Here is a 17,819-nt window from a genome sequence, read left to right on the forward strand (position 1 = left end):
GGTTATCAGTCACCCTCTCTTTTGTCCTAGTGTCTACTCCTATGAGTGATGTTCTGGAATTGGCCTCCGTCAGTGTTGTCCGAGGTAAGAAGACACTGCTGGACAAAGTCGATTGGCAGGTCAATGAGGGCGAACGTTGGGTCATCCTGGGACCCAACGGCGCCGGCAAGACCACCCTCCTCCAGATCGCGGCAGCACGGCTGCACCCGAGCAGCGGCACCGCCGGCATCCTCGACGAGACACTGGGCCGCGTGGACGTTTTCGAACTCCGTCCGCGCATCGGGCTGTCCTCTGCCGCCCTGGCCACCCAGATTCCCGAACACGAGACGGTTCTCAACGTGGTGGTCACCGCGGCCTACGGCGTCACCGGCCGCTGGCGTGAGGGATACGAGCGCGACGACGAACGCCGCGCCTTCCGCCTGCTCAACGACTGGGGCATGGGGCCGCTGCTGAACCGCACCTTCGCATCACTCTCCGAAGGCGAACGCAAGCGCGTTCAGATCGCCCGGGCCCTCATGACGGACCCGGAGCTGCTGCTCCTGGACGAGCCCGGTGCCGGCCTCGACCTCGCCGGCCGCGAGGACCTGGTCAGCCGGCTCAGCGAGCTGGCAATGGACGAGGCTGCCCCCGCGATGGTCCTGGTCACCCACCACCTGGAAGAGGTGCCGCCGGGCTTCACGCATGCCATGCTGCTCCGCGACGCCGGCGTCGTGGCCACCGGACCCATCGCCGAGGTGCTGACTGCAGAGAACCTGGGCCGGACTTTCGGCCTTGACTTGGATGTAACGGTCAACGCGGGCCGCTACACCGCCGTCGCACGCCACTAGCGGCACACAGGTGGACCTTTTCAGCGGCACTCTTGTGTCGATCGCCGGCCTGTGGGCCGGCACCATCAATGCCGTGGTGGGCTCGGGAACACTGGTTACCTTCCCGGTGCTGATAGCGCTCGGCATTACCCCGGTGGTCGCCTCCATGAGCAATGCCATGGGCCTGGTGGCCGGGGGCATTTCCGGTGCCGTGGGCTACCGGCGTGAACTGAAGGGCCGCGGAAGGCAACTGATGCGGCTCCTGCCGGCCTCCCTGTTGGGCGGCATCTCCGGCGCCTGGCTGCTGCTGCATCTGCCGGAGGCGGTCTTCCACTACGCCGCTCCGTTCCTGATCGTCCTGGCGCTGCTCATGGTGGTATTCCAGCCGCGGCTGCAGGCCTGGGTGCGCAATCGGGAGGAAAACCCCGAACACGCCGTCCGCGACAAGCGCCACGGCGTACTGCTGGTGGTCCTGGTGTACCTTGCCGGCGTCTACGGCGGCTACTTCGTGGCGGCCCAGGGCATCCTGCTGGTCGGCATCCTTGGGGTCTTCCTGACCGGCACCATGCAGAACGCCAACGCCATGAAGAACATCCTGGTGCTCGGCGTGAACCTGGTGGCCGCGATGTCCTACCTGCTGTTCGCGTTCGACCGGATCAACTGGACCGTAGTTCTGCTCATCGCCATCAGCTCAGGCATCGGCGGCGTCCTCGGGGCGAAAATCGGCCGCCGACTCTCGCCAACGGTACTGCGGGCCGTGATCTTCGCCCTGGGCCTGGTCGCCCTGGGCGTCATGCTCGCCAAGCTGCTGACATAATCACCCGGTGACAATCCACCACCTTGAGTCCGCTGACGATCCCCGCGTGGCCGACTACACCAGCCTCACCGACGTCCACCTCCGCAAACTCCGTGAACCTGCCGAAGGCATGTACATTGCTGAGTCCTCCCGCGTGCTCCGCCGCGCCCTGGCCGCGGGCCACCGGCCGCGCTCGTTCTTCCTGGCCGAAAAGTGGCTGGCGGACCTGCAGGACGTCTTCGCAGCGCACCCCGACGTGCCGGTGTTCGTCGGCAGCGCGGGCCTGCTGGAGGAGATCACCGGTTTCCACCTGCACCGCGGTGCGATGGCGGCGATGGAACGGCCGTCCCCGGTTCCGCTGCCGAAGCTCCTCGAAGGCGCCCGGCGCGTCGCCGTGCTGGAGGACATCGTGGACCACACCAATGTCGGCGCCATCTTCCGCTCCGCAGCCGCCCTGGACATCGACGCCGTCCTGGTTTCCCCCCGTTGCGGGGATCCCCTCTACCGCAGGAGCGTCCGGGTCAGCATGGGGACTGTTTTCCAGGTGCCCTGGGCCCGCCTCGAAAGCTGGCCGGGGGACCTCCAGGTCCTCAAGGACCACGGATTCACTGTGGCCGCGCTCGAACTCACCGAAGACGCACAGGACGTGGACGCCGTCGCGGCAAAGGATCCGGAGAGGCTGGCGCTGGTGCTCGGCACAGAAGGGGCGGGCATGAGCGCAAGTACACTCGCCGCCGTCGACTTCGCAGTGAAGATCCCCATGCGCAACGGCGTGGACTCGCTCAATGTGGCCGCCGCTTCCGCGGTGGCGTTTTGGGAGTTGCGCCGGCGCCACTGAGCGTTCGCCCGGGCCGTACGCATCCGTTATGATGGATAGCTGGTTGTCCTGCCGCCCAAGCTCCGGCCGGCGCAGGGTCAGCTATCCCATTCATACCTGGCAGCTGGCAAAATCCAGTTGTGCGAACAAAGGTCCCATTATGAAGTCTGAGATCCACCCGAAGTACGAAGCTGTTGTTTTCAACGACCTGGCTTCCGGCACGAAGTTCCTGACCCGCTCCACCGTGTCTTCCTCGAAGACCATCGAGTGGGAAGACGGCAACACCTACCCGGTCATCGATGTCGAAATTTCCTCCGAGTCCCACCCGTTCTACACGGGCAAGCAGCGCATCATGGACTCTGCAGGCCGCGTCGAGCGCTTCAACGCTCGCTTCAAGGGCTTCGGCGGCAAGAAGTAACCCGCTTCCACCGAGCTTCCTGAAGGCCCGTACCGGCAACGGTGCGGGCCTTTCGCGTTTCCGGGATCAGCGGGTGGAGCGCACGACGGCGGCCTGCGCCGTGAGCGCGCGCAGCAGGTGGCTGCGCTGCTCCAGGATGATCCGCCGCAGCGCCCGGGGCGCGTCGCCGTTGGCTTCGAGCCACCGGCCTGTCCGGACGATGACGGGGTGCCCGGCCGGGTCTTGCCCGGGGGCAATGTCCTGGGTCAGCGGGTAGAGTCCTCGGACGATCCTGCCGGCGATCTCGATGCTGCGTTCGTCCCACACCGTCCGCAGGCAGTCGAAGTAGGGCTCGGTGAAGGGTTCCAGCAGCGCTGCCGGGGCAGTGTTGAAGCCGGTGATGGTGGCCGTCAGGAGCTGGTTGGACAGGCTGTGCCCGTGTACTGCCTCCTGCCACGCAGCGGCTTTGACGTCGGTGTCCGGTCGTGCGGCCAGGGCCGTTGCATGCCCGGCCCGGCCCGAGGCGGTGGTGTCCCGCTCGAGTTCCGCATCCAGTTCCTCCCGGGTGGCCCGGCCGTTAGCCGCGAGGGCGTGCCAGAAGTGCCAGCGCAGCTCGGCGTCCACCGCCAGGCCTGCCATCGGTGCGGAGCCGTCGAGCAGCCCCCGCAGCCGCCCCAGCCCGGAAGCGTCGCGGCGGCTCAGCGTGGCCAGGGTCCGGGCCCAGGCCAGCTGTTGGTCGGAGCCCGCCGCCGAGCGGTCCAGCTGGGCAGAGGCCGCTGCCAGGAAGGATGCGCGCACCGCAACCCGCTCTGCAGCCGGCGTATAGCGGTCAATGGCGGCAGTGGCGTTTTCGAGGACGGTCAGCAGGACGCCGATCCCCGTTTCGGAGGGCGCGAAGGCCGCCACGGCGTCAACGTAGTCCGGGGCCGGGCTTTCACCGTCCCGGGTTGAATCCCACAGGGCCGTCCAGCACAGCGCCCGGGCCATTGGGTCCTGGATCCGGTCCAGCGAGCTGCGGACGGTGGCCAGGGATGCCGGGTCCAGCCGAACCTTGGCGTAGGTGAGGTCGTCGTCGTTGAGCAGCAGCAGCGCCGGACGCCGTTGGCCGGCCAGCTCCGGAACCTGTGTGGACGCCCCGGCCGCGTCTGTCTCGACGCTGCCGGTGCGCACCAGCGCGCCGGCAGCGTCGGCGTCGTACAGACCGATCCGCACCCGGTGCGCCCGCGGCACGTTCCGTCCCGTGACCGGATCGGTTGCCTCCTGGACGATCGCCGCGCTGCCAATAACGCCGTCGTCCGTTCCGCCCTCTGTGACCTCGAGGCGGAGCGTCGAGATACCGGATGTCTGGAGCCATTCCTGCGCCCAGGTCCCCAAGTCCCGTCCGGAAGCCGCACTGAGCGCCTCCAGCAGGTCGGCCAGCGTGGTGTTCCCGTAGGCGTTGCTGCGGAAGTAGGCCCGGGACCCGGCAATGAAGGCGTCAAAGCCCACGTAGGCCACCAACTGCTTGAGTACGGAGGCGCCCTTGGCGTAGGTGATGCCGTCAAAGTTCTGCTTGGCGGCCTCCAGGTCGGGGATGTCCGCCACGATGGGATGCGTGGTGGGCAATTGGTCCTGCATGTAGGCCCAGGCCTTGCGCTTGTTGGCGAAGTTCACCCATGCCGTGTCCCAGCCGGTGGCCCGGTCCACGCCAAGGGTGCCCATGTAGTCCGCGAAGGACTCCTTGAGCCATAGGTCATCCCACCACTGCATGGTTACCAGGTCGCCGAACCACATGTGCGCCATCTCGTGCAGAAGGGTATTCGCGCGGCCCTGGTACTGGGCGTCCGTGGCGCGGGAGGTGAAGACGTAGCTTTCGGTGAACGTGACCAGGCCGGGGTTTTCCATCGCCCCGAGGTTGTACTCGGGAACGAATGCCTGGTCGTATTTTCCCCAGGGGTAGGGGAAGTCGAAGAGCCGGTTGAAGAATTCCAGGCCGTTCTTTGTAAGCCGGAACAGCTCCTCCGTGTCGAAGGATTCCGCCATGGACGCCCGGCAGTAGAGGGCCAGCGGAACATGCATTGCGGTGCCGTCGTCCAGGGTGGCTTCCCACTGGTCCTGCGCCTTGAAGTAGGGCCCGGCCAGCACCGTGGTGATGTAGGTGGATATGGGGAGCGTGGGTGCGAAGTCCCAGTGGGCAGCGGCGGGGTCATCGGCCAGCGCGGTCCTTGCCGCCTGCCCGCCGTTGGAGGCCACTTCCCACCCGGCGGGTGCCGTGACGTGGAACGTGAAGGATGCCTTGAGGTCCGGCTGCTCGAAGTTGGCGAAGACGCGGCGCGCGTCCGCCGGCTCGTACTGCGTGTACAGGTAGCACTGTCCGTCCGCGGGATCGGTGAAACGGTGCATGCCTTCCCCGGAGCGGCTGTAAAGGGCGGTGCCCGTGACGGTGACCTGGTTGTCCCGTTGCAGGTTATCCAGCCGGATCCTTGGCCCGTCCACTACGTCGTCCACCCGGAGCGGCTCCCCGTTCAGGACGACGCTGTGCACGCCGCCGTGGATGAAGTCCAGGAACGTGGTGCTGCCGGGCTCGGCCGCGCTGAAGCTGATGGTGGTCCGGCTCGGATAACCGGCGGTATCGGGGTCCGGGGCCTGCCGCACGTCAAGGGAGACGTCGTAGGCGGCGGTGGTGATCAGGGCTGAACGATCGGCCGCCTCATTGCGGCTCAGATTCTCAAGTGACACTCCGCTATCCAATCACAGGTCAGGCGGCGATCAGCAGCGCGGCCCCCAGCCCGAGGGCGGCTATGAGCAGCCAGGACGCGAGAGCTGCCAGGAGCGCCCGGCCCCCCGTGTGGAGGAGCGTCCGGATGCGCACGGCGGATCCCAGGCCGAACAGCGCGGCGGCCAGCAGGATGTCCTGTGCCACCGCACCCGCCGCAAGCCAGCTGTCCGGCAGCATACCGGTGGAGCGGAGGGCCACCATGGCCACGAAGCCAACCACGAACAGGGGCACCACCGGCGGCATCCGGCTTCCGGCGGCGGCGGCTCCGGGCGCCGGATTCAGCCGGTGGTGCGCGCCGGCGACCGCGGCCACCGGAGCCAGCAGCAGCACCCGGGTGAGTTTGACGACAACGGCGATCCCCAGGGCCGCGGTCCCCGCGGTTTGCGCCGTGGCCACCACCTGCCCCACGTCGTGGACAGACGCCCCGGCCCAGGCGCCGAAGACCGTGGCGCTGAGGCCCAGGGGGTGCACCAGCAGCGGCAGCACGCCGATGGCCAGCGTCCCGCACAGGGTTACCAGGGCCACCGGCAGCACCGTGTCCGTGTGACGGATCCGTCGCACCGCTGCCACGGCGCCGATCGCGGATGCCCCGCAGATGGAGAACCCGGCGGCCACCAGGAGGGACGTCTCCGCAGGAAGCCGGAAAAGGCGCGCAATCAGGTACGTGCCACCGAACCCGGCAGCCACCACGGCCGCTATCAGCAGCAGGGCCAGCCAGCCGAGTCCCAACACGTCCATGACGCTGACCTTCAAGCCAAGCAGCACGATGCCGGCCCGCATGAGGTGCTTCCCGGCGAAATCCAGGCCGGGGCGCGCCCTGCCCGCGGTCCAGGCCCCCACCGCGGGCAGGTTCGCCGCGAGCACGCCGAGGACCACCGCTGCTGTCATCGCCGGAAGTGCGGGCAGCAGGCCATGGACCAGGAAGGCCGCGGTTACGGCGGCAGCGGAGAAGCCGAGGCCGGAAACCATCCGCCCGGCGGCCGGTAAGCGTCTGCTGAGTGGCACCTGACTACTGTGCCGGATAAGGTCCCTAAAGCACGAACTGCTGCCCGGCTGCCAACACGCCAGAGTGGAGGGCAGTATGAAATCGAACCCAAAAGATGGTTGGCTATTGCGCATGTCAGACCTTTTCCAGGATTACTCCGCGGCCGCGGGCAAGACCGGTGCCTACGACGAGATGTTTGCGCCCGGGCAGCAGCCCCGGGACTCTTACGGGCAGGTTGCGGACGCCCTGAGCAAGCTCTCACTGGCGGACGTGAGCGCCCGCGCGGATTCGATGGCGCGCACCTTCCTGGACCGCGGCGTGACCTTCGATTTCGCGGGGGAGGAGCGTCCGTTTCCCCTGGACATTGTGCCGCGCGTCATTCCGGCGTCTGAATGGGATGTCCTGGAGCGCGGCGTGGCGCAGCGTGTGCGCGCGCTGGAGGCCTTCCTCAATGACGTCTACGACAAAATGACGGTAGTGGCCGACGGTGTGATCCCACGCCAGTTGGTGACCACCAGTGCCCACTTCCACCGCCAGGTCCATGGCTTCGAGCCGGCCGGCGGGGTTCGCGTGCACATCTCCGGGATCGACGTGGTCCGGGACGCCGCGGGCACCTTCCGGGTCCTGGAGGACAACGTCCGCGTGCCGTCGGGCGTCAGCTACGTCCTGGAGAACCGGCGCGCCATGGCCAAGGGCCTGCCGGAGGCGTTCGGCCAGCAGCTCATCCGCCCGGTGGAAGAGTATCCGCGCCGGCTCCTGTCGGCCCTGCGGAAGACGGCACCGGCCGGGGTGGACGATCCCACCGTGGTGGTATTGACCCCGGGCGTCTTCAACAGCGCTTATTTCGAGCACACCCTGCTGGCAGGCCTGATGGGCGTCGAACTGGTAGAGGGCCGTGACCTGATCTGCCGTGGGAACCGGGTCTACATGCGCACCACGGCCGGCGAACAGCGCGTGGACGTCATCTACAAGCGCATCGACGATGACTTCCTGGATCCACTACAGTTCCGCTCCGACTCCATGCTGGGATGCCCGGGCCTTGTCAACGCAGCCCGTGCCGGGGGTGTCACCATTGCCAACGCTGTGGGCAACGGCGTTGCGGACGACAAACTGGTTTACAGTTACGTTCCTGACCTGATTCGCTACTACCTCAACGAGGAGCCCGTGATCGCGAATGTGGACACGTACCGCCTCGAAGAGAAGGAAGCCCGCGAGTACACCCTGGACAACCTCTCCGAGCTTGTGGTGAAGCCTGTGGACGGCTCCGGCGGCAAGGGCCTGGTGATAGGCCCGGACGCTTCGCCGGAGGAGCTGGAGGCCCTGCGGCAGCGCATCGTGGCCGATCCGCGCGGCTGGATCGCGCAGCCCGTGCTGCAGCTTTCCACGGTCCCCACCCTCAGCGGCGACAAGTTCGGGCCCCGGCACGTCGATCTTCGCCCCTTCGCGGTGAACGACGGCGACAACGTCTGGGTGCTGCCGGGCGGGCTGACGCGGGTAGCCCTGAAGGAGGGCTCGCTGATCGTGAATTCCAGCCAGGGCGGCGGGTCCAAGGACACCTGGGTCCTGGCCGACTCGCCCCAGATGCCGGTGGAGACCGTTCCGCGTCCTTCCGTTACCGTCCGCGAACGGGTCTCGGTGTGGCCGGTGGAGAGCAACTGGCGCGACCGGCAGCCGGAGCAGCAGCAGTGAGCGGCGCAGTCAACCACCGCGCCGCCGTCGTGCCCTTTTTTCTTACCGACTTTTCCCGCGTGCAGGAGGTAGCCGCACATGCTTAGCCGCATCGCCGAATCCCTATTCTGGATTGGCCGGTATGTGGAACGTGCCGATGGCACGGCCCGCATCCTCGATGTCCACCTGGAACGGCTCAACCACCTTCCCATGGATGAACGAAAGAGCGTTGCCCAGGAACTCCTGGCCGTGATGGGTGCCCGCCCCCAGAGCGAGGACTTCGGCCTGCCCGAGCTGCTGCACGCGCTGGCCTACGACAAGACCAGCGCCACCTCAATCGCCGGCTCCCTCGGCGCCGCCCGGGAGAACGCCCGACGGGCGCGGGAAACCGTGTCGTCCGGACTGTGGGAAAGCCTGAACACCACGTATTACGGCCTCAGCCAGCACCGCAAGGACGTGGTGGGCACGTACCGGTTCTGCAACTGGACGCTGGAACGCACCGCGATGGTCAGCGGCCTGGCGGACACCACGGTCAGCCACGACGAAAGCTGGCTCTTCCTGGTCCTTGGACGTTCCCTGGAGCGCGCCGACATGACGGCGCGCATGCTGTCCACCCGGGATGTCCTGTCCGCGGGTATGTCCTGGGTCAACATGCTCCGGTGCGCCGGTGCCTACGAATCGTTCCTCCGAACGCGCCGCGCGGCGTTCGGGGACCAGCACGCGGCTGAATTCCTGCTGCTGGACCGGCTCTTTCCGCGCTCCATTGTCTACGCCCTGCGTGATGCCGACGAGTGCCTTGCAAAGCTGGACCCGTCAGCGCAGCGGGTGGGCTTCATCAACGACGCCCGCCGCATCGTGGGCCAGGCCCGGACGTTCCTCGAATTCCACCGGACAGACGACCTGATGTCGGAACTGCCCGAGCACATGGAGCGGGTGCAGAAGGCCGTGGCACAGGCATCCGACGCCATTTCCCGTAAGTACTTCAATCAGGCGGACGAACTGGCCTGGGTGGGAGAAGTTTCATGACCCGGCTGAGCATCAACCACCGCACGGCGTACAAGTACAACAAGCGGGTTACCCTGTCCTACAACGAGGCACGGATGACGCCGCTGACCGACTCCCAGCAGGTGGTCCTTGAATCCGTGGTTAAGGTGTCCCCGTCCCAGGCGGCGGTCAGTACCTACCGCGATTACTGGGGCACCCGGGTAACAGCCTTCGACATGCAGATGCCGCACGACCACCTGGAGGTGGTCTCCACGATTCTGGTGGAGGTGCACCGGACCGAAAAGATCCCTTCAGAGGCTGACATCGTCGGCTGGGATGTCCTCGCAGCGCCCGAAACGCTCAGCACGTTCAGCGACTGGCTGCCGCAGTCGCGGCTGAGCGGGCCCGGGGACGAGGTGCTGGGTATCATTCCCACCGTGGTGGCGGGGAAGAACCCGCACGAGGCCGCCCTGGCCGTTTTTGAATGGATGCGCGGGGAAATGACCTACATGTCCGGCTCTACCGCGGTCACCACGAATGCGGAAGAGGCCTGGGGCCAGCGGCAGGGTGTGTGCCAGGACCTTGCCCACCTTGCCATAGGTGCGCTGCGCAGCTGTGGCATCCCGGCACGCTACGTGTCAGGCTACCTGCACCCGCGTTCCAGCGCGGGCATCGGTGAAACTGTAGCCGGCCAGTCGCACGCCTGGCTGGAGTGGTGGGATGGTGACTGGCGCAGCTGGGATCCTACCAACCACAAACCGGCAGGGGACTTCCACGTCACGGTAGCCCGCGGCCGGGATTACCGTGACGTGCCGCCGCTGAAGGGCATCCTCTCCGGCGGAGGAGGTTCCGCCCTCAGCGTCAGCGTGGAAATCACGCAGCTGGCCTGAGTTCCTATTCCTGGGCAGTCTTGATGGCGCCGCTGAGCTGGGTCCACCAGGTCAGCGGCGCTGTGACCTTAAAGCGCCGGCCGGTCAGCGTGGTGGGCGTGATCCGGATGAAGGTGTCTTTGTGGCCGGCCTGCCACGGGAAAAGGTACAGGGCGGCGGTGTCCAGGACGTGCTCGGTACCGGTGACGATTTCGGCGGTTCCCTTGGCCACCACGCTCCAGGCCAGGCCGGTCTGCGCATCCACGCCGTCGGCCTCCACGGCTACCTGCGCGCCGTCCGAGGCTGCAGAGAGCTTGGTGCCTTCGCCGGTGCGGAAGACGAGCGTCCCGCTGTCCACCGTGTAATTGATCGGGAAGATATCCGGGTGGCCGTCCGTCAGGACAGCCAGCCGGCCCACGGAGACCGTGCGCAGCAGTGCCCAGCAATCGTGGTGTTCGAGGTTTTCAACATCGGGGGCTGGCTCTTTGCTCATGCCGTGAGCATACCGCCATTCACCAGGGGCTGGGCTTGTAATCCTTCAGGAAGACGCCGTACTGGTCTTCACCGGCTTCGCCCATGACGATCGGATCGTAAACCCGGGCCGCACCGTCCACCAGGTCCAGGGGAGCGTGGAAGCCCTCCTCCATCAGGCGTACCTTTGTATAGTGCGGGCGCTCGTCCGTGATCCACCCGGTGTCCACGGCGGTCATGAGGATTCCGTCCGTTTCCAGCATCTCCTGGGCGCTGGTGCGCGTCATCATGTTCAGCGCAGCCTTGGCCATGTTGGTGTGCGGGTGCCCGGGGCCCTTGTATGCACGCGAGAACTGGCCTTCCATGGCCGAGACGTTCACGATGTATTTCCGCCGCGCCGTGGACCGTGCCATGGCGCCCCGGAGCCTGCTGACCAGCAAAAAGGGTGCCGTGACGTTGCACAGCTGCACTTCGAGCATTTCCAGCGGATCCACCTGGTCCACTACCTGGGTCCAGCTGTTGATGGTGGCAAGGTCCGGAACCAGACCGCCGGCATCGATGGCGGTGCCCGACGCAATCCGTTCGAGCGAGGCGGATCCGGTGGACAGGGCCAGCGACGTAATGGCGTCACCGGCCAGCACGGGGTGCTCGGTCACGCTGCTGGCCAGCGTGAGCGGGTGCTTGTCGTGGGCGTGCCCGAAGGTCACCAGTTCAGGCCCGCCGTTGGCCGCTTCCAGCGCCGCCGGCAGCGGCTCGTCCTCGGCGTCCACCAGGGGCTTGTAGGCGTTGCCGGACCGGCGGACTGTCTGCGCCGCGTTGTTGATGATGATGTCCAGCGGGCCGGCCTCGTTGAGGGAGTCCGTCAAGGCCATGACCTGGGCCGGGTCGCGCAGGTCGATTCCCACGATGCGGAGCCGGTGCAGCCACTCGGCGCTGTCCTCCATGGCCGCGAACCTGCGTGCGGCGTCCTTGGGAAACCGGGTGGTGATGGTGGTGTGGGCACCGTCCCGCAGCAGGCGCAGCGCGATGTACATGCCAATCTTGGCGCGGCCGCCGGTCAGGAGCGCGCGCCTGCCGGTGAGGTCCGTCCTTGCGTCACGCTTGCTATGGCTGAAGGCGGCGCATTCAGGACACAGCTGGTGGTAGAAGGCGTCCACTTGGGTGTAGTGCTGCTTGCAGATGTAGCAGGGCCGGGACCGGATCAGGTGCCCGGCCACCTTTCCCGAGGCTGACGGCGCCAGCTTGTTGCCCCGGGTTTCGTCGTCGATCCGGTCCGGCGCGGCGGTGGCGGTCTGTGCGATGACAGCCCTGTCCGCTTCGGCGATGAGGTCCCGCTTGGTGACCCTGCGGTGGCGCTTGACGGCCTTGAACATCTTTCCCGTGGCACGGCGTACCGCAACGTAATCCGGGTGCTCCTCGTCGTATGCGTGGATGGTGTTCAAGACCTTGAGGCAGGCCTCGATTTCCTCAGGGGTCAGGTCGGGGGAGCTCATTGGACTGATTTTACAGCCTTCGGCGGCAGCCCCGGCCCGGCCCCGCCCCTTGGTCGCCGCCCCTTGGTCGCCGCCCGAAAGCTGCTAGGACAGCTGTGCCCGGGGAACCGATTCTGCTGCCGCCGATGCATGCGTTCCTGCTGCCCGTTCCACGGAATCGCGCACGTCAGGGTAGTCCGCCGTCGCAGCCTTCACGGCGTTGGGAACCAGGTGCAGGTTGTTGGCTGCGAGCTTCCGTTCCTCTTCGCCGGGCTCCGGGACCTGCTGCCCCTTCGCCAGGACAGTGATGCCCGACTCCGTCACCTTGAAGCCGCGCGCGCGGTCCAGTTCAGGGTCCAGGCCGATGGCCGCCCCCGCGGGGACCCTGACGTTCTTGTCCAGGATCGCGCGGTTGATGACCGCGCCTTCGCCTACGTACACCTTGTCCATCAGGACGGAGTCGATGACCCGGCTGCTGGTCCCCACGAAAACGTCGTTGGACAGTACCGAACCTTCCACCACGCCACCGGAGATGACCACACCGCTGGACACGATTGAATCCAGGGCAGTTCCGATGGTGTTCTTTTGGCCCCGGACGAACTTGGCCGGCGGGGAGATGCTTTGCCGGGTGTAGATGGGCCACTCGGAGTTGTACAGGTTGAACACGGGAAGCGGCGAGATCAGGTCCATGTGGGCGTCATAGAACGAGTCGATGGTTCCCACGTCGCGCCAGTAAGTGCGGTCGCGCTCAGTGGAGCCGGGGATGTCGTTGAGGGTGAAGTCGTAGACGCCGGCCTCGCCCTGGTTCACAAAGTAGGGAATGATGTCCCCGCCCATGTCGTGCTTGGTGTCCAACCGTTCGGCGTCCACGTGCAGCGCGGCCACAAGGGCATCGGCGTCGAACACGTAATTGCCCATGGAGGCAAGGAACTGGGACGGATCCGCCGCCAGCCCGGGAGTGCTGTCCGGCTTCTCGACGAAGGCTGCGATTTTCTGCGGGTCGTTCTGGTCCACTTCGATGACGCCGAACTGGTTGGCCATGTGCAGCGGCTGGCGGACAGCGGCCACGGTGGCTTTCGCGCCGCTGCTGACGTGCTGGGCCACCATCTGGGCAAAGTCCATCCGATACACGTGGTCCGCGCCCACCACCACCACGATGTCCGGGTTCGCGTCATGGATCAGGTTCAGCGACTGATAGATGGCGTTCGCGCTGCCCAGGAACCAGCTTTTCCCCACGCGCTGCTGAGCCGGCACGGAGGCGATGTAGTTGCCCAGCTGGGTGGACATCCGCCACGTTTCCGAAATGTGCCGGTCAAGGCTGTGCGACTTGTACTGCGTGAGCACCACGATCTGCAGGTAGCGGGAGTTCACCAGGTTGGACAGCGCAAAGTCGATGAGGCGGTAGCTGCCGGCGAACGGCACGGCTGGCTTGGCCCGGTCTGCCGTCAATGGCATCAGCCTGTTTCCCTCGCCGCCTGCGAGGACAATGGCCAGGACTTTCTTGTTCAACGGCATAGTGGTCGCTCCTGTACGCCTTCGTATCTCCCCAACAGTCCGGTCTGCCCCGGACTTCTTCACAGTAGAACAGTTCAGCGTGAAGGACTACCTTGGGTCTTGTGCGAATAGACATTGTGACTAAAGAATTCCCGCCGGAGATCTACGGGGGAGCAGGGGTGCACGTCGCCGAGTTGAGCAGGGTGCTTAGTAAGCATGTTGACCTGCAGGTTCGTGCCTTCGGAGCGCCGCGGGATACCGACTATCACGGTGCGGAGGTGACGTCGTATTCGGTCCCGGAGGACCTCGGCTCGGCCAACGCGGCCGTCCAGACCCTGGGCGTGGACCTGCGCATCGTCCCGGACGTCGCCGGCGCGGACCTGGTCCACTCGCACACCTGGTACGCCAACATGGCCGGCCACCTCGCCTCCCTGCTGCACGGCATCCCGCACGTGCTCAGCGCGCACAGCCTGGAGCCGCTGCGGCCTTGGAAAGCCGAGCAGCTGGGCGGGGGCTACGCGCTGTCCTCCTGGGTGGAGAAGACAGCCTACGAAGCCGCCGCCGCGATTATCGCCGTTTCGGAAGGCATGCGCCAGGACATCCTGCGCAGCTACCCGGCAGTTGATCCGCAGAAGGTCCGGGTGGTCCACAACGGCATCGACGTAGAGCTGTGGAAGCGTGATGAGAATGACGACGCCGTCCGCGCCCTCGGCATCGATCCAGCCAAGCCCAGCGTGGTCTTCGTTGGCCGGAACACCCGGCAGAAGGGCGTCCCGTACCTGCTTCGCGCGGCGTCCAGGCTTCCCGCCGACGTTCAGTTGGTTCTCTGCCTCGGAGCTGCGGACACCCCGGAGCTCGCTGCCGAAACGGCCCGCCTCATTGAAGACCTGCAGCGCGAGCGCACCGGGGTGGTGCTGATCGAGCGGATGCTGCCGCGGCACGAACTGATCCAGGTGCTCAGCCATGCGACGGCATTCGCCTGCCCCTCGATCTACGAGCCGCTCGGCATCGTGAACCTTGAAGCCATGGCCTGCGGTGCCGCTGTGGTGGCCAGCGCCACCGGCGGCATTCCGGAAGTAGTGGAGCACGGCCGCACTGGATTGCTCGTGGAACTGGAGCAGGTCACGGACGGTACCGGGACCCCGCTGGATCCGGAGAAGTTCGTGTCAGAGTTCGCGGCTGCGCTGACAGAGGTCGTTTCGGACCCCGACCGCGCCCGCGCCATGGGGGAGGCTGGCCGCCGCCGCGCCGAAGAGCACTTCTCTTGGGAATCCATCACCCAGACCACCCTCGAGGTGTACCGCTCGGTACTTCCTGCAGCCCACTAGCAGCCGTCCAGGGTGGCCACGCACGACGGCGCCGCTCCCCACGTGCGGGGGGCGGCGCCGTCGTTCTTTACTTCCTCAAGGTGTCCCTAGTTACGCCGGGTGCGTGCCGCGGCGGGCTTCAGGGATTTTTCATCCGCAGGCCACGAGCCGGTGGCCCGCTGCTCCCGGAAGTAGGTGCGGGCTTCGTCCTGGCGTTGCTTCTCGGCCCCCGTCGCGATGGCGGAGCGGACGTGCTCGTCGCCGTAGCCGAAGGCGTCCACGAGGTCCAGGGCATGCGGCCGGATCCGGGCCAGAAGCCGGTTGATGTAGCCGCCCACCGTGCGGGCGCGCTGCATGGAGAGCCGGCCGTTCATCAGGTACCAGGCAAGGTTCTTCTCGATGAGGGACAGGCCGAACAGGTCCCGCAGCCAGGTCAGGACAACTTTCGTTCCGGGGTCGGCGACCTCGCCCAGGGCGTCGGTGAAGGCTTCCCACTGCAGCAGTTCCGCGTGCGCCTGGGCTGCCTCGATGAGTTCGTTCTGGTGCTGGTTGAATACCGCGGCACCTTGTGCGTGCGACAGCCGGGAGGCTCCCTTGAGCGCCGTGGCCACCTCGGCCACCATGGTCTGGACGCGGTCCGTCAGGAGTGCGCGCTGGCCTTCCTCGTCCCGCAGCGCAATCGCTGCTTTCTGGACTGAGCCGGTGTCGGCCACGAACTGGGCGACCTGGCGCAGGCCGGTGCGGTGCAGGGCCGCGCCCGTGGCCTGTCCCACGACGTAGCGTGCCAGCACTCCGAAGTCCACGCTGCGGAACTCCTTGGCGTAGTCCGCCAGGAGGCGTTTGGCCACCAGCTGCAGCAGGACGGTGTTGTCACCTTCAAACGTGGCATAGACGTCCAGGTCGGCACGCAGCGAGGCGAACCGGTTCTCTATGAGGAAGCCGGCCCCGCCACATGCTTCGCGGCATTCCTGCAGGGTATCCAGGGCGTGCCAGGTGCTCAGCGGCTTAAGGGCAGCAGCCAGGGTCTCCAGGTCCTGGCGGTCCTCGTCAGTGTCAGAGGCCCCGGAAAACACGTCGTCGAATTTGGTCAGGAGCTGTTCATGCGCAAACCCGGCCGCGTAGGTGGTGGCGAGGCGCGTGAGCAGGCGCCGCTGGTGCCGCTGGTAATCGAGCAGGACTTCCTCGTCGGTGGCGGAGGACGAGTTGAACTGGCGCCGTTCCGTGCCGTACTGGATGGCCGCTTTGAGTGCCACCTTGGACGCAGCGACTGCTGCGCCGTCCAGTGATACCCGCCCCTGGACCAGCGTTCCCAGCATGGTGAAGAACCTGCGTCCCGGACTGGCGATCGGTGAGCTGTATGTGCCGTCCGGGGCGACGTCGCCATACCTGTTCAGCAGGCTGGTCCGCGGGATCCTGACTCGGGTGAAGTGCAGCCTGCCGTTGTCGATGCCATTGAGTCCACCCTTGATACCGTCGTCCTCGCCCCCGATGCCCGGCAGAAAGTCCCGCGTCTGCGGGTCCCGCAGTTCCACGTAGAAGGCGTGCACTCCGTGGTTGACTCCCCGGGTCACCAGCTGGGCGAAGACCACCGCGGCCAGGCCGTCCACGGCCGCGTTGCCGATGTAGTCCTTCCACGCCGCGCGGAACGGTGTGTGGATTTCAAATTCCTCAGTGTCCGGGTCATAAGTGGCGGTGGTGGCGATGCTGGCAACGTCCGAACCGTGCCCGGTCTCGGTCATGGCAAAGCAGCCCGGGATGCCCAGGGCCATAATGCCCGGCAGCCACTTGGCGTGGTGTTCAGCAGTGCCCAGGTGCAGAACTGCGGAGCCGAACAGGCCCCACTGCACTCCAGCCTTGATCTGTAGCGACGGGTCCGCCACGACCAGCTCTTCGAAACCCGCAATGTTGCCGCCGTGGTCGTTGGTTCCGCCGAGCTCCTCGGGGAAGGCGCGGTGGACGGCGTTGTGGTCCACCAGGAACTTAAGCTGCCCGGTGACGCGCGCCCGGTGGTCCGTGTGTGTCAGTCCTTCGATCTTCCGCAGCTCCGGGTGCGCGGCAATGCTGCGCGCCTGTAGGCGCACGTCCGACCACCGGCCCAGCAACTGCTTGCCCAAGGCTTCCACGTTGACGGCGGCGTGCCCGCCGGAGGGTCCTGCGCCGGGCCCGGGCTGCGTTGCCTGGTCCTGGCGCTGGTTGCCGCGCGCGGCGCGGTCCACGAGTTCAGTCATGTCATTGTCCTTCGTTGGTGCTGACAGATTGTTTGATGCTGGAAACTTGCCTGCCGGCGGACTGGCTGAGTTCAGGGGCGATCCCTACGCAAAGCCACGCCGTAATGAGCCGCGCCATCGCCTCCTGGCCGGGTTTGGCAGGCGAGTCCGGTGTGTTCAGCCATTGCTCGCCGGCGTTGCGGACCAGCCCGATCGCCGCCTTGGGCCAATAGCCGATCACCGCTTCGTTGCCGCCGCCCAGATGTGAACGCATAGGTGCGGCTATCATTTCGGCCACGGCTTCGAAGAAGTGCCCCAGCGCGCCCGAATCGGTGGCGGACGCCGCTGCGCCGTCGGGCTCAGTGGCTCCGTGACGCGTAACGAATGTGTAGACGTTAGGGCTCGTGGCTGCCATCTGGAGGTATGCCGCCACCATGGCCAGCAGGCCTTCACGCGGTGTCTGGGCGGTCTGGGCAGCCTCCCGGATCCGGCGCTGCATCTGGTCCAGGACAACTTCGCCAACCGCCTGCTGGAGCCCGGCCTTGTCGCCGAAGTACCGGTAGAACACCGATTTTGACGTTCCAGCGGCACCCGCGATGTCTTCCATGTTCGCGTCGCTGCCCAAAGCGTGGACGGCGCGGCGTGCGGCCTTGATGAGCTCGCGCCGCCGTTCCTCACGGTGCGACTGCCAGCGCGATGACCGGCCGTCTGTGGCCGCGCCGGAGGAAAGCCCACTTGCCGGGTCCTGGATGTTCACGATACCCAGCGTATCAGGTACGCTGGGTATC

General features: G+C 66.5%; 15 protein-coding genes. 8 read left to right on the forward strand and 7 right to left on the reverse strand.

Annotated features, from left to right (window positions below):
- Window positions 1-41 precede the first annotated feature (41 nt).
- The 4 genes from ACFWIX_RS09320 (at window position 42) to ACFWIX_RS09335 (ending at window position 2,837) form a co-directional block, all read left to right on the forward strand.
- Window positions 42-827 carry an ABC transporter ATP-binding protein gene (locus tag ACFWIX_RS09320; protein ID WP_377215839.1) on the forward strand — a complete coding sequence of 262 codons (786 nt, stop codon included), beginning with the start codon at window positions 42-44 and terminating at the stop codon, window positions 825-827.
- 10 nt (window positions 828-837) lie between these two features.
- On the forward strand, window positions 838-1,623 hold the full coding sequence (locus tag ACFWIX_RS09325) for a sulfite exporter TauE/SafE family protein (protein ID WP_377215840.1): 786 nt from the start codon (window positions 838-840) through the stop codon (window positions 1,621-1,623).
- A 7-nt stretch (window positions 1,624-1,630) separates the two neighbouring features.
- Window positions 1,631-2,440 (forward strand): TrmH family RNA methyltransferase, encoded by an 810-nt coding sequence (locus ACFWIX_RS09330; RefSeq protein WP_377215841.1) that lies wholly within the window; start codon window positions 1,631-1,633, stop codon window positions 2,438-2,440.
- Between the two features lie 139 nt (window positions 2,441-2,579).
- Entirely contained in the window at window positions 2,580-2,837 is a 258-nt protein-coding gene (locus ACFWIX_RS09335) for a type B 50S ribosomal protein L31 (RefSeq protein WP_076803010.1), read from the forward strand.
- Window positions 2,838-2,903: 66 nt separating this feature from the next.
- On the opposite strand, the gene pepN is transcribed toward ACFWIX_RS09335, so the two are convergent.
- Complete coding sequence (gene pepN, locus ACFWIX_RS09340) at window positions 2,904-5,534, reverse strand: aminopeptidase N (protein WP_377215842.1); 2,631 nt, start codon at window positions 5,532-5,534, stop codon at window positions 2,904-2,906.
- Window positions 5,535-5,553: 19 nt separating this feature from the next.
- Entirely contained in the window at window positions 5,554-6,579 is a 1,026-nt protein-coding gene (locus tag ACFWIX_RS09345) for a YeiH family protein (protein WP_377215843.1), read from the reverse strand.
- Between the two features lie 112 nt (window positions 6,580-6,691).
- Here ACFWIX_RS09345 and ACFWIX_RS09350 point away from each other — a divergent pair, with 112 nt between their 5' ends.
- The 3 genes from ACFWIX_RS09350 to ACFWIX_RS09360 all read left to right on the forward strand — a co-directional run bounded on the left by ACFWIX_RS09350 (window position 6,692) and on the right by ACFWIX_RS09360 (window position 10,101).
- Entirely contained in the window at window positions 6,692-8,248 is a 1,557-nt protein-coding gene (locus tag ACFWIX_RS09350) for a circularly permuted type 2 ATP-grasp protein (RefSeq protein WP_377215844.1), read from the forward strand.
- Window positions 8,249-8,326: 78 nt separating this feature from the next.
- Window positions 8,327-9,253 (forward strand): alpha-E domain-containing protein, encoded by a 927-nt coding sequence (locus ACFWIX_RS09355; protein ID WP_066275749.1) that lies wholly within the window; start codon window positions 8,327-8,329, stop codon window positions 9,251-9,253.
- The gene (locus ACFWIX_RS09360) at window positions 9,250-10,101 is read left to right on the forward strand and encodes a transglutaminase N-terminal domain-containing protein (protein WP_377215845.1); all 852 of its coding nucleotides are present in this window, start codon (window positions 9,250-9,252) and stop codon (window positions 10,099-10,101) included. The genes ACFWIX_RS09355 and ACFWIX_RS09360 overlap by 4 nt, the downstream gene beginning before the upstream one ends.
- A 4-nt stretch (window positions 10,102-10,105) precedes the next feature.
- Here ACFWIX_RS09360 and ACFWIX_RS09365 read toward each other — a convergent pair whose 3' ends face one another.
- From ACFWIX_RS09365 to glgC, 3 genes are all read right to left on the reverse strand, one after another.
- A complete protein-coding gene (locus ACFWIX_RS09365) occupies window positions 10,106-10,573 on the reverse strand; it encodes a pyridoxamine 5'-phosphate oxidase family protein (protein ID WP_377215846.1) in 468 nt (155 codons plus the stop codon).
- A gap of 19 nt (window positions 10,574-10,592) precedes the next feature.
- Entirely contained in the window at window positions 10,593-12,044 is a 1,452-nt protein-coding gene (locus ACFWIX_RS09370) for an SDR family NAD(P)-dependent oxidoreductase (protein ID WP_377215847.1), read from the reverse strand.
- Window positions 12,045-12,128: 84 nt separating this feature from the next.
- Entirely contained in the window at window positions 12,129-13,538 is a 1,410-nt protein-coding gene (glgC, locus tag ACFWIX_RS09375) for a glucose-1-phosphate adenylyltransferase (RefSeq protein WP_377215848.1), read from the reverse strand.
- 101 nt (window positions 13,539-13,639) lie between these two features.
- On the opposite strand from glgC, the gene glgA reads away from it, so the two are divergent.
- Window positions 13,640-14,845 (forward strand): glycogen synthase, encoded by a 1,206-nt coding sequence (glgA, locus tag ACFWIX_RS09380; RefSeq protein ID WP_377215849.1) that lies wholly within the window; start codon window positions 13,640-13,642, stop codon window positions 14,843-14,845.
- 86 nt (window positions 14,846-14,931) lie between these two features.
- Here the strand turns inward: glgA and ACFWIX_RS09385 are convergent, their stop codons facing one another.
- Window positions 14,932-17,052 carry an acyl-CoA dehydrogenase gene (locus ACFWIX_RS09385; RefSeq protein WP_377215850.1) on the reverse strand — a complete coding sequence of 707 codons (2,121 nt, stop codon included), beginning with the start codon at window positions 17,050-17,052 and terminating at the stop codon, window positions 14,932-14,934.
- 1 nt (window position 17,053) lies between these two features.
- Window positions 17,054-17,788, reverse strand: coding sequence for a TetR/AcrR family transcriptional regulator (locus ACFWIX_RS09390; RefSeq protein WP_377215851.1), 735 nt, complete (start codon window positions 17,786-17,788; stop codon window positions 17,054-17,056).
- Between the last annotated feature and the right edge of the window lie 31 nt (window positions 17,789-17,819).

It is taken from the genome of Pseudarthrobacter sp. NPDC058362, assembly GCF_042723515.1.
Lineage (GTDB): Bacteria > Actinomycetota > Actinomycetes > Actinomycetales > Micrococcaceae > Arthrobacter.